The sequence below is a fragment of the Anaerospora hongkongensis genome (genome assembly GCF_004339805.1).
Classification (GTDB): domain Bacteria; phylum Bacillota; class Negativicutes; order Sporomusales; family DSM-15969; genus Anaerospora; species Anaerospora hongkongensis.
In genome coordinates, this window is sequence record NZ_SLUI01000007.1 from 61104 (window position 1) to 74494 (window position 13391).

10 protein-coding genes are annotated in these 13391 nt (G+C 44.4%); 8 read left to right on the plus strand and 2 right to left on the minus strand.

Annotated features, from left to right (window positions below):
* Positions 1-302 precede the first annotated feature (302 nt).
* Positions 303-1181 carry a damage-control phosphatase ARMT1 family protein gene (locus tag EV210_RS11390; protein WP_165898880.1) on the plus strand — a complete coding sequence of 293 codons (879 nt, stop codon included), beginning with the start codon at positions 303-305 and terminating at the stop codon, positions 1179-1181.
* 70 nt (positions 1182-1251) lie between these two features.
* On the opposite strand, the gene EV210_RS11395 is transcribed toward EV210_RS11390, so the two are convergent.
* Entirely contained in the window at positions 1252-2049 is a 798-nt protein-coding gene (locus EV210_RS11395; RefSeq protein ID WP_132080266.1) for an HAD-IIA family hydrolase, read from the minus strand.
* Between the two features lie 32 nt (positions 2050-2081).
* Positions 2082-3434 (minus strand): MFS transporter, encoded by a 1353-nt coding sequence (locus EV210_RS11400; RefSeq protein ID WP_132080269.1) that lies wholly within the window; start codon positions 3432-3434, stop codon positions 2082-2084.
* Between the two features lie 196 nt (positions 3435-3630).
* Here EV210_RS11400 and EV210_RS11405 point away from each other — a divergent pair, with 196 nt between their 5' ends.
* The 7 genes from EV210_RS11405 to EV210_RS22875 all read left to right on the plus strand — a co-directional run bounded on the left by EV210_RS11405 (position 3631) and on the right by EV210_RS22875 (position 13371).
* A complete protein-coding gene (locus EV210_RS11405; RefSeq protein WP_165898881.1) occupies positions 3631-4236 on the plus strand; it encodes a dienelactone hydrolase family protein in 606 nt (201 codons plus the stop codon).
* 77 nt (positions 4237-4313) lie between these two features.
* Positions 4314-4511 (plus strand): hypothetical protein, encoded by a 198-nt coding sequence (locus EV210_RS11410; protein ID WP_132080275.1) that lies wholly within the window; start codon positions 4314-4316, stop codon positions 4509-4511.
* Positions 4512-4540: 29 nt separating this feature from the next.
* Entirely contained in the window at positions 4541-5464 is a 924-nt protein-coding gene (locus tag EV210_RS11415) for a GGDEF domain-containing protein (protein WP_132080278.1), read from the plus strand.
* 120 nt (positions 5465-5584) lie between these two features.
* The gene (locus EV210_RS11420) at positions 5585-6634 is read left to right on the plus strand and encodes a DUF2939 domain-containing protein (protein ID WP_132080281.1); all 1050 of its coding nucleotides are present in this window, start codon (positions 5585-5587) and stop codon (positions 6632-6634) included.
* 552 nt (positions 6635-7186) lie between these two features.
* Positions 7187-10444, plus strand: a complete 3258-nt coding sequence (gene hsdR / locus EV210_RS11425) for a type I restriction-modification system endonuclease (RefSeq protein ID WP_132080284.1) — start codon at positions 7187-7189, stop codon at positions 10442-10444.
* A gap of 3 nt (positions 10445-10447) precedes the next feature.
* Positions 10448-11866, plus strand: coding sequence for a class I SAM-dependent DNA methyltransferase (locus EV210_RS11430; protein ID WP_132080287.1), 1419 nt, complete (start codon positions 10448-10450; stop codon positions 11864-11866).
* Entirely contained in the window at positions 11866-13371 is a 1506-nt protein-coding gene (locus EV210_RS22875) for a restriction endonuclease subunit S (RefSeq protein ID WP_132080290.1), read from the plus strand. The genes EV210_RS11430 and EV210_RS22875 overlap by 1 nt, the downstream gene beginning before the upstream one ends.
* Positions 13372-13391 lie beyond the last annotated feature (20 nt).

Below are 13391 nucleotides of genomic sequence, written 5' to 3' on the forward strand. Positions count from 1 at the left end.
ACTGGGAGATAGGAGCGTGAACGTACTCCAATTCGATGAGTAAGAAGGAATGCTAAGATGCTGACTGCCAGCAATGATACGGAACTCAGAGTATGTGATTCGTGTGGGAAAGAAAGAGAATGCTATGTGGAACGGAAGCTGGACACCGAACAGGCGCTGTGCGTATATTGCTTATCGACAATGTATTGCTTCTTCTAAGCTAGAGGAAAAGTGAAGTTCCTGCAAAGGCAAATGCCGCTTTGCAGGAACTCTTTTCTTGGATGGTAAATAGTGCATATATGCCAAAGAGGGAGAGTGGTAGGATGAACCTCAATCTGGAGTGCATTGTTTGCAATATCAGGCAAGTGCTAACGGTAACCGATCTGCTTGAATTAGATGCCGCTGCCAAAGAAAGCATTATGCGGGAGGTATTGGGCTATCTGCATTCAACCAACTATCAACGGTCGAATCCGGAAGTGATCCGCGGGACCTGGGAGATCATCACACGCCATATCAATGATCCTAATCCCTACAGGGAGATCAAGTGCTTGTACAATACCAAACTGCAGGACCTGGCTGCTAAAATCAGAACGCAGATTGACCTGTCACAAGATAAGCTGGATACGGCGCTCAAAATCGCGATCACGGCCAATCTGATTGATTTTGCCGCTAACCATACTGTGGATGAAGCGATGCTGCTGCAGAAAATCGCTGACGCCAACGAACAGCAGCTGGCGATTGATGATAGTAAACCATTGCTGGAGAGCTTGAAAACTGCCCGCACGCTTCTCTATTTGGGGGATAACTGTGGTGAGATCGCAATAGATAAGATCTTTATTGCCTACATAAAAGCAGCCTATCCTCATATCAAAGTGTATTTCGGGGTAAGAGGCAAGCCCATTGTCAATGATGTAACAGAAGATGACGCTGCGATGGTACAAATGCACGAAGCAGCTGAGGTGATCAGCAACGGCGACGGTTCGCTGGGGACGGTTGTAGCCAGGACGTCACCGGCTTTTCGGGAAGTTTTTTATCAGGCAGATGTAATCATTGCCAAAGGGCAGGGGAACTTTGAAAGCCTGAGCGAAATAGACCGGGGCAATATCTTCTTTCTGTTTATGGCCAAATGTGATGTCGTCGCAGGTTTGCTCCAGATACCAAAGCTATCCATTGTCTGTGCAAAAAATACCTACGATGCATGATTATCAAGATAAATACATAAATAGAACGGGCCAATTCTCCTGGAGAATTGACCCGTTTTTTCTATAAGCGCTATTCTTGCTGCAAAGCGGCAGCCAGTTCGCGGACACCGGCAAACACATAATCCGGCTGAACATCGGAACCGGTTAAATCAGCTTGCTTTGTTTCGCCGCTCAGGACTAGTATGCCGCAGATGTCGGCGTTTGCCGCCAGCTTGATATCCGTATACAGCCGGTCGCCCACCATGGCCGTTTCTTCGCGCGGGCAGTTTAGTTTGGCCACCAGGACATCGATAATTTCCTGATACGGTTTGCCAATAATCTTCGCCCGTTTGCCTGTGGAAGAGTAGATTAATTCCAGCATGGCCCCCACATCGGGAATGTAGCCGGACCGTTCATCAGTCGGGCAATTAATATCCGGATGAGTGGCAATGAGCGGCACACCTTCGCGAATCAAATGACAAGCTTCGGTCAGCTTGGCGTAGTTCAAAGTCTGATCAAAGCCCAGTACGACAAAATCAGGGGTAGAATTCGTCAGAGTAAAGCCGTGGGCGAGAAATTCCTGCTCCAAATCCGGTGTACCTAATAAAAAGATCCGGGCGTTCGGTTTGATACTGCTGAGGTATAAAGCGGTGGCTTCACCGGAAGTTAAGATTTGATCAATGGTAGCATCCAGGCCAAGCGCTTGCAGTTTGTTGACATAGCTTTGCTTGTTTTTGGAGGAGTTATTGGTCAGAAACACATACTTTCTACCGCTTTGCGCCAGGTAATCGAGAAACTCTTTAGCGCCTGGCAGCAGCTTTTGACCTAAATAAATCGTGCCATCCATATCTAAAGCAAAGTACTTTAACTGTTGTAAACCTGCAGGCATAGCAACCTCTCCTAACAGTTGGTAGCCGTAGCTTAATCTCCGGCTTTCACATTCCAAACCATAGCAGCTAATAGGAAGGACAGAACAGCTGAACCTACCCAGAAGTCGCCGGCCAAAGCAAAGTCATATATTTTTTTGCCGTTCACAATCGTCATATGGGCGTTGATTAGATAGCCGCTGACCATTTCCTGCAGAGCGGCGCCGAAATAACTGAGTAAGCCGATCATCCCCATGGCCGCGCCGGTAGCCCGTTTCGGACAGATATCAACAGCCATCAAACCGCCGAGGTAGCAGACCAGTGCACCCATCGTGAAGCCATACACACACATGCTGAGCATATCAGTAGTGGGATTAGCAGGTGCCCATAAGAAAGCGCCAATCGAAGCGGCATATAACACACCATAAATCAAGGCAGGCATATTGCGTTTGTGGTTGAAAAACTTGTCAGATACCAAACCACAGGTAAGAGCACCGAAGATCCCGGCAAACTGCATGACACTCAAAACGCCGCTGGCGCCGATCGTCGTGTAGCCCTTGGCTTCGGTCAGATAAATGATGCCCCAGCTTTCAATAGCATACCGGGCAATATAACAGCAGAGGCTGGATAAACCGAGAATCCATACGGCGGGACGTTTCACAACCGACCATTGTAAGGCGGAAATGGATTTTTCTTTTTCCGCTTTTATCAGTGCAAAACCTTCGGGGTTTTTATGCTCTTCCGCATTTGGCAGGCCATAGGATTCGGGGCGGTCATGCATAAAGAAGTAAATCAGGATAGAACCGATCAGGCAGAAGACACCAGGCATGATGAAGCCTAATTGCCAGCTGTAAGCAGTGACAATCGCGGCGGTCGCTAAATAGGTAAAGGCCGCACCAAGATTGTGGCTGGTAAACCAGATTCCATAATACGTGCCACGTTCTTTATTGGTAAACCATTGGTTCAAGGAAACGATGCAAGGACCGGCGCCAAAAGACTGGAACCAGCCATTGATGCCCCACAGCACCACTAAAGGCATAAACTGATTGGTAAAGCCCATGATTACGGTAATAATGGAGGACATAAACAGACCCATCGCAAAGAACCGCTTATTATTCATGCGGTCAGCCAGGAAGCTGTTCGTAAACTTACCAAGACCATAGGTAATAAAAAATACCGAACCCATAAGACCAAGTTGCTGCGCATTCAAGACACCGGCAGCCATCAGAGGCTTTTTAATAACAGAAAAATTAAGCCGTAAAACATAAAACAATGCATACCCTAAGGTGATAGAAGTGAAGACCTGCCAGCGTCTTTTGTTAAACTCTTTCGCAATGACTTCGCTGTTAAGGGACATTAACGCTCTGTCCGGGCCGGTGGCAAATACCTTCCAAAATAACTCTATCATAGTAAACCTCCTTATTTAATATCATCATGAATTATCGCACTATTTCAGCAATTGGACTATCAGAAAAAATCTGATATTGCTGTAGGAATTTTGCGATAGAGTTTAGCCCAGTACGCAATCGGGAGTATATTTGGGAAAGAGGTAATTCTACTCGATAGCAAGAATGTATTCGTATCTCGATGAAGTGTGGTGCGTTATGCTACAGCTACAGAATAACTCGGATACGGTCATCCTTGTATTGCATGAAATCTACGGGATTAATCGTCATATCAGCGGCATTTGCAATACGCTCGCTGATGGTAAAAATGATGTGCTGTGTCCGAATCTGCTACTGCCGAATCAAACGTTCAACCCCGGTGAAGAGGCTGCCGCTTACAGCAGCTTTATGCAAAATATCGGCTTGAGCGCTGCCCAGCAACAGATTGAAAAACTGTCGCGGGAAATTCAGAAGGATTACAAATACCGCTTCATCATTGGCTTCAGCATAGGTGCTACCTTAGCCTGGCTATGCAGCCAGCAGGCAGGCCTGTATAGTGGAGCCGTCGGCTTCTACGGTTCGCGAATCAGGGACTATACGAATGTCGTGCCTAAGTGCCCTGTTTTACTGTTCTTTCCGAGATGGGAAGAGTCGTTTGACGTAAATCATCTTATTCACGAGCTGTCAGGTAAAGACAATACCGGCATCGTCCAGGTAAATGCATTGCATGGCTTTACGAATCCACTGTCGGGTACATATTGCCCGGAGGCAAGCGAAGTGGCCATCACGCAAGCGATTGCGTTTTTTAACAGACAAAAACAATAACCGATTTTTCTTCTATCTAATCCGTTGCATAAGGCAGCCAGGATAGCAGAGCTAATATCTTTTCAGGAGATTGAAATATGGCATTGGACATGAGAACCTTACTAATTACCTCTATCATGGGAGTAATGATTAACGCCTTGGTGCTTGCGTTGGCCTGGTACTCGGAAAAGAAGCTGCGGCCGATAATCAGCTGCTGGTTTATTGGACAGGCTTCCCTGGGACTTGGCATGACCTCATTGTCCTCCAGGGAACGGTTGCCCAATTTTGGGGCGTAGTTCTATCTAATGTGTGTGTAGCCTGCGGAATGGTTGCCGAGCAGGAAGGGCTGTTTCGTTATACTAAAAAAAGACGGGGCTATTTGCGGCCGGTACTCTTTTTGCTTGTAATAGCCAGTGGAGCGGGGATGTGGTTTTTTAACTACATCTATCCCTCCCTGGCTTGCCGGATCATTGTTTTTAGTCTGGTATCCATGATCTTTTCCGTCATTTTTATCAATACACTATTTAAAAGCGATGAAATAAGCGAAGCGCCGATAAAGCTGCTGGCGACAGCTCATACTCTGCAATTTGGCGTCATGGGTGCGCGCGCTGCCTTGGCCTACTGGCAAGGTGGCTATGTTAATTCTTATTTGCATTTAGGTGGCATGCAAGCCGTATTGGTATTAGCTCTTTCCGCCTGCCATATTAGCCGTGCTGTGGGGTATTTTTGGTTAATTGTCCACCGGCTGGGCTTAGAGATCCAAAAACAAGCGGTCACGGATGAGCTGACGGGATTATACAACCGGCGTGCCTTCGGCGAATATCTGGAGCAGTTGACGGCCGAAGGAACAGGGGGATTTGGGATCGCGATGATTGATGTGGACAAGTTCAAATCCATCAATGACCAGCATGGTCATCTGGCTGGCGACCGTTATCTTATACAAATCAGTAATTTATTCAGAACGCAGCTGGGCGTACACAGCCGGATATTTCGCTATGGCGGTGATGAATTTATTGCCATTATTCCCAATGTTACCAAAGCAGAGTTGCTGCAAATGCTGGAGCGGGTACGGTGTGCTGCAGCTGACTTGAAAATTCCATGGGAAGAGAAAACCGTTCAATCTACACTTAGCATTGGAATCTCGCTGGCAGCAGCTGACGGGAATAGCCTGGATCAATTGCTCGCCGCGGCTGATAAAGCATTGTATGTTGTCAAGGAACAAGGCGGCAACCAAATTGCTATTTTATAAGAGCAGCGGGGATCGTTTTTCTTGGTGTGTTGGAGCTGTTCCACACTCTCATATGCTGCATACGCACTAGTAATAGGAAGTTTTTCTGCTTATAAAACAAAATGGGATGGAGGAATTCACATGGAACCTAATGTAAATCAAGATGTTGCAAGCAAGCTGACAACTAACAAGAAAAAAATAGTGCTGGCAGCGGTGGCTGCTGTAATCGTCATTGCTTTGCTGGGGTACTGGTATTGGACGAAGACGCCTCAGTACTCCTTGAAACAAATGCAAGAATCGGTTGCCAAACACGATTTGGCAGCATTCAATAAATATGTCGATATTGACAGTGTTACTTCACGGGCTATTGATCAATTGCTGGAGCTGAAATTGAACGATCCTAAGGACGTGCAAGATGATACTACGAAAAACTTTGCGGCAGGATTGATTAAGATCCTCAAACCACAGCTTGTCGCCGTTGCCAAAGAAGAAATTAAAACGTTTGTTGAGAAAGGAACGACCGAGCTTCCTGATAGTCAGTCCCCCAATAATCCGAAGATGAAAGAATTGCTGAATACCGGCAGTGGTAAAGCTGAATTTAAAGGCGTTGCCTATACTAATAAGGACGGCAAAATAGCAACCGTTGGTATCGACATGTTTTATCCTAAGCTAAACAGTACGACGGTGTTAGAAGTAAAAATGCGGGAAATGGACGGCTATTGGCAAATTGCCGAGATCAGCAATCTCGCCAGCTTTGTGAAAAAACTGGAGGAACTGGAGACGGCAAAATTAGCCGAAATCAACAAACAGACGATCGCCGAAATCAATAGTGCAATGCGCTTAGAAAGTATCACGATCACCAAGCAAAGCCTCAATCGCTATGCAAAGGTAGTTGCATTCCCAAGCCGCATCACTTTCCTAACGCAAAAGGACATACGTGAATTCCAGGGACTGATAACCGTAAAGACCCAGGACGGGAAACTACTGCTCAAAGATACTGTTCAGGCAAACGGAACAACAACCCCTGGGAAAGTAGTCGATATGACCTGGAGCAAAGAGGTTAATATGTTCAGCCAAGCCGATAATCTGATGTTCAACACGCCAGCGGATCAATTGGTTGTTTCGATGGAGTTTCAGAGACTGAAGTTCTCAGATGGAACTGAGTTGAAGATATTGGATAAGCTGCCTTAGTAGGGAGAGTGGTAGTGCTGATTTTATAATAGAAACCCTAGCCATGTGGCTAGGGTTTCTATTAGTACGTGTAATTGATTAAGCCTATATGAGGCTTGTATTAATTGAAAGGATATTGTAATATAAATACGTCGAAACATACTATGTTTACAGGAGATGGCTACCCTGTACTGATGATGACAGGCTTATTATCAATCAAAAATCTTATTAAGGTTCTTGGTGAGGGAGCGTGGTGCTATATCAATATTAATTTCTTTGTTCACTCATTAAACCATTTTTCGCTCTACTTTAGTTTTTTAGCCATCTCGCCTTATAGGCCAAGCCTACTGATGAGTCCGTGTAAGTCGGACGAAAAGGGTAAAAGACATCCGATGCTGGATGTCTTTTTTATTATATCAATCATTACCTTTAGCGTATGATTTTCCTCTATGCTTCTCGACGTAACAACACAGGAAGATGGCACTTTTTAGCGAAACATAAAGATATTGGTATATATCTTTTAGAGATGAATTTGCTTATCTGATGTTAATTTGCATTCGGAGGGTGACTTTTTTGAAATCTAACTTTTCTTTTTTAGAAGGACGATGGCCGCTTCTTGCTTCTATTGGGATGATGGCTGAACGATATATCCATACCGACTCAAATTCCTGCTTTATCAAGCTGGGGTTATTTGCCGAGTCTATGGTACGGTTGATCTTTACATTAGATCAGATCGAAGAACCGCAGGTCGATAATACGCATGCCAACCGGATTAGAATTCTCAAAAATGAAGGACTTCTTCCGAAAGATATTGATGATATTCTCTATGTGCTCAGACAGACGCGCAATAAAGCGGCCCATGATGGCTACGAATCAACTGAACAGGCCATGCTCTTAGTTCAGTTTGCCTATAAGCTTGGCGGCTGGTTCATGCAGACCTATGGAGACTGGAATTATGAGCCAGTAGCTTTTGTAAAACCTCATGCTATTGCGAATGACCTTGCTCTCAGTTCTGACAGCAAGCAGCAAGAAGAGCGCATCAAAGAACTCACCACGCAGATCAAGCAAGATGTTGCTGCTCTGCAGCCTATACCGCTTGCTGAACGACGAAAACAAAGCATTTCGTCAGCAGAAAAAATCAATCTTTCCGAAAAAGAAACCCGTTATCTCATCGACGAACAGCTCAGGCAAGTTGGCTGGGAAGCCGATTCCCTTCATATTCGCTACTCTAAGGGCATAAGACCACAACGCGGCAAAAATCTGGCTATCGCTGAATGGCCGACCGATTCAATGGTAGGCGGTAGAGGTTTTGTCGACTATGCGCTATTTGTTGGAACTCAATTGGTTGGTGTTGTTGAGGCCAAGCGTCATTTGACAGACGTCCCAGCCGTGATTGATTATCAATGCAAAGAGTATGCCCAAAAGATAAAAGCCGAGCATGCCGGGTATCGCATCCATCAATGGGGCGACTATCAGGTCCCGTTTCTCTTTGCCACCAATGGACGCAAGTATTTAAAACAGCTGGAAACAAAATCGGGTATTTGGTTTTTGGATGCCCGTAAACCCACTAATCTTGCTAAAGCGCTGCAAGGCTGGCCAAGTCCGCAGGGCTTGCTTGAACTCTTGGCACAGGATATAGATAAAGCCAATCAGGTATTGGCCAATACCAGCTATGATCTGTTGAGCGATAAGGATGGCTTGAACTTACGGGATTATCAAATAAAAGCCATTCAGTCGGCTGAGCAAGCCGTAGCCGAAGGTAAGCAGACTGTGTTATTGTCAATGGCCACCGGGACAGGGAAAACCCGGACGATTTTAGGTCTGATCTATCGCTTAATCAAAACTAGCCGTTTTAAACGAGTGCTATTTCTGGTTGATCGCACCGCGTTAGGGGAACAGGCTCAGGATGTCTTTAAGGAAGTCAAATTGGAAGACTTAATGACCCTAGATGAAATTTATAATATTAAAGGGTTGGAAGATAAGGAGATTGACAAAGAAACCAAAATCCACGTCGCCACAGTTCAGAGTCTTGTCAAAAGAATCCTGTATGCTGATGGTGAAAGCATGCCCGCTGTTACTGACTATGATTTGATTGTGATTGATGAAGCTCACCGGGGCTACATCCTGGACAAAGAAATGGGCGAAGAGGAACTGTTGTATCGGAATCAAGAGGATTATGTCAGTAAATACCGGACAGTCATTGAATATTTTGATGCTGTAAAAATAGCGCTTACCGCAACTCCGGCCCTCCATACCACAGAAATTTTCGGCACTCCTGTTTTTAACTATACCTATCGTGAAGCCGTCATTGAAGGCTATTTGGTTGATCATGATGCCCCCCATACCCTGAAAACCAAGCTGGCCATGGAAGGCATTCGTTATTGCAAAGGTGATATTGTTGCCTTATATGATCCGGTTACTGGAGAAATTACCAACAGTCATGAACTGGAAGACGAACTGAATTTTGATATTGAAAGTTTTAACCGGAAAGTTATTACCGAATCATTTAATAAAACGGTGTTAGAGGAAATTGCCAAATATATCAACCCGGACGGTCAGGGCAAAACTTTAATTTTTGCCGTGGATGATGCTCATGCCGATCTGATTGTCAAACTTCTGAAAGTAATCTATCAGGAATATGGCGTAGATCGGGATGCCATTATGAAAATCACCGGTTCGGTGGCTGGCGGCAACAAGAAGAAAGTACTGGAAGCCATTAAAAAGTTTAAAAATGAGAAATATCCCAATCTTGTTGTTACCGTTGACTTGCTGACAACTGGAATTGACGTTCCTGAAATATCCACCCTGGTGTTTATGCGCCGGGTAAAGTCAAGAATTCTGTTTGAACAGATGTTAGGCCGGGCAACCCGCCTATGTTCCGATATTGATAAGACACACTTTGAAATCTTTGACCCGGTAGGTGTGTACGAATCCTTAGAACCGTTAAGTACCATGAAGCCGGTAGTGGCCAATAAAGGTGCTACCTTTGCCGATCTGATCAACGGGCTGGAAGTGCTGGAAACCGAAGCCCAAAAGAAAAATCAGCTTGACCTGATTATCGCTAAGCTGCAGCGAGCCAAACGAAAAGTCAACAGCCAGCTGCTGGAACATTTTATTGACTTATCAGGCGGGCAAAATCCAGCCCAATTTATTGAAACCCTGCAAACGCTGACCATCGAGAAGGCTCAAGACCATATCCTGGAGCATAAACGCCTGTTCGAACTTCTGAATGAAGGTGGCTATCATCCGGGAAGAGCGACAGTTGTATCCTTTAAGGAAGACGAACTGCTCTATCATACCAGAGGCTATGGCAATGCCCAAAAACCGCAAGACTATTTGGAAGAATTCAAACGTTTTGTTGAAGACAATAAAGATAAAATTGCTGCGTTGAATATTGTCTGCACCAGACCCAAAGAGCTTACACGCGAGACTTTAAAAAGTCTAAAACTGGAGCTTGACCGTAATCGATTTACTGAGGTTCAACTCAATTCAGCCTGGAGAGAGATCCGGAATGAAGAGATTACGGCTGATATTATTACCTTTATTCGTCGGCTAACGCTGGGCTCACCCTTGATTAGCCACGAACAGCGAATCAAAAATGCTGTGAATAAGCTTAAGCAGAATCATCGCTTTAGTAAAATGGAGCTGGACTGGCTGGGACGGATTGAAAAGCATCTTTTGCATGAAAGCATTCTGGCGGTCGACACCTTTGAAACCGGCGCATTCAAATCAAAGGGCGGGTACAAAGTTATCAATAAAGTTTTTAGCAATAAATTGGAAGAAATTATCGCAGAACTTAATGATTATCTATATGACGATTGGAGCGCATAACGAGTGACAAATCAAGAAATCGTAGCCAAGCTGTGGAACTTATGCAACGTCCTGCGAGATGATGGCATCACCTATCATCAGTACGTGACGGAGCTTACTTATATTCTTTTTCTAAAAATGGCTAAAGAGACCGATACCGACAGTCAAATTCCTGCCGAGTACCGCTGGGATAAGTTGGCAGGACAACAAGGAACAGACCTAAAGAAATTCTATAACAGGCTGCTGAATGATTTAGGAGAAAATAGTACCGGCAGAGTCCGGGAGATTTATTCAGGAGCCCGCTCGAATATTGAAGAGCCGAAGAATCTGGAAAAGATCATTAAATCCATTGATGATCTGGACTGGTATTCGGCGAAAGAAGAGGGGCTTGGCAACCTCTATGAGGGACTGTTAGAGAAAAACGCCAACGAAAAGAAATCCGGGGCAGGTCAGTATTTTACCCCGCGAGTCTTGATTGATATTATGGTAAAACTCATAAATCCCAAGGTGGGCGAAGTTTGCAATGATCCTGCCTGTGGCACATTTGGCTTTATGATTGCTGCTGACCGGTATATCAAAGATCAGACTGACGGCTTGCTGGATTTGCCGGTAGATGTGCAGCTATTCCAGAAACAAAAGGCCTTCACTGGCTGCGAACTAGTACATGACACCCATCGTCTGGCGCTTATGAATGCCATGCTGCATGATATCGAAGGTGAAATCGTATTGGGAGATACCTTGTCCAATGCAGGTAAGAGTATGAAAGGCTATGACGTCGTGCTCACCAATCCGCCGTTTGGCACCAAGAAAGGCGGCGAGCGCACGAACCGCGACGATTTAGTCTATCCTAGTTCCAATAAGCAGTTAAACTTTCTCCAACATATTTATCGTTCGTTAAAGTCTGATAATCAGGCACGGGCGGCTGTGGTGCTGCCCGATAACGTACTGTTTGCTGACGGGGACGGAGCCAATATTCGTGAGGATCTGATGGATAAATGTAACCTGCATACTATCCTCAGATTACCTACCGGGATTTTCTATGCCCAGGGAGTAAAGACCAATGTATTATTCTTTACCCGGGGTGCTACTGACAAAGGGAATACCAAGCAAGTCTGGGTCTATGACTTACGCACCAACATGCCCAGTTTTGGCAAGACCACGCCGCTTAAAGTGGAGCATTTTGCTGGATTCATGCAGGCCTATACTGCCCAAGATCGTTCCTCTGTTCAGGACGAACGCTGGAACCTGTTCACTAGGGAGCAGATCACCGAAAAGGGTAACAGCCTGGATGTTGGCCTAATTCGTGATGACAGTGTACTCGACTATGAAGACCTGCAGGACCCGATAGAAAGCGGCGAGGAAGTAGTTGCTCAATTGGAAGAAGCCGTTGACCTCATTCTGAGTGTCGTCAAAGAACTGAAAAGTCTGGGCGGTGGCAAGTAATGGCGAAGAAAGAAAAGCTGTCGCTGTCGCCGGAGGAACTACTGGAGCAGGCTTTAGTTAAAGAAGAGGAGCAGCCTTATGCTGTGCCGGGTAATTGGGTGTGGACTAGGTTGGCAAGTTTGGTAAATATACACAGAGGCGTTTCATTCACAAAGAATGATGCAAAACTTAAAAAAGAAAATACTACTTGTCTAATTTTACGTGGTGGAAATATAAATGATGGAAAGCTAATATTCGATGATAATATTTATGTGAGTAAATCTTTAGTAAAAGAAGTACAGTTATTGAAAAAAAACGATATTATTATTGTTGCATCTACTGGCAGTACTAAAGTTATCGGAAAAGCGGCAATATCTGAAGAAAATTATGCAGATGTTGCATTTGGAGCTTTTATTACATTAGTAAGAGTTAAAGAGGATTTAAATCAAAAGTTTGTTGCCTTTTATTTTCTAAGTGAAATGTATAGAAGCTTAATTAGAAAATATGCAAAAGGTGTCAATATAAATAATATTAAGAACGAGCACATTTTATTTATGCCATTCGTTCTTCCCCCGCTCCCCGAACAGCAACGAATCGTTGCTGTAATCGAATCTCTTTTCGAAAAGCTCAACCGCGCCAAAGAACTGGCCCAAACCGCTCTAGACTCCTTTGAAAACAGAAAATCTGCTATATTGCATAAAGCCTTCACCGGGGAACTGACCAGAAAGTGGCGTGAGGAGAATACTTCAGAGCATAATAAGTTATTGGAAGTTATATTGGAATTTTATACAAATTCTTCAAAACTTAAAGATATAAGTATAATTAAAGAGTTTCAGGGAAAGGCCTCTGTTCTTAAAAACATTAAAAATAGTAAATGGTATAAGTGTCATATAGGGGCAATTGGAATAGTTTGTAATGGCAGTACCCCATCCCGAAAAGTTTTAAAATACTGGGGAGGCGAGATTTCTTGGGTTAGTTCTGGGGAGGTCCGGAACAATGTTATAAACTATACAAATGAAAAAATCACGACTGAGGGATATAATGCATCATCAGTAAGGATGTTGAATAAAGGTTCGATTCTTATTGCTATGATTGGAGAAGGTAAAACACGGGGGCAAACCGCGATATTAAATATTGATGCAACTATTAATCAAAATATCGCAGCTATAGATTTAAGTCACAAATGTGTGATTTCAAAATTTGTTTGGTATTGGTTGCAATATCAATATGAAAATAATCGTCAAGTAGGAAACGGCTCTGGCCCAAAAGCACTTAATTGTCATAAAATCCGAAATTTGGATTTTATTCTTCCCCCTCTTCTAGAACAACAAGAAATCGTCCGTATTCTCGATAACCTCCTGGAAAACGAGCAAAAAGCCAAAGATCTGTGTGATGTGATCGATAAAATTGACCATATGAAAAAATCCATCCTAGCCCGTGCTTTCCGAGGCGAGCTGGGTACTAACAATCCTGCTGAAGAAAGCGCTCTAGGGTTGTTGAAAGAAGTGCTGAAGGCTAAGGCTTAACCGTAAAAGGTATGTGGGGG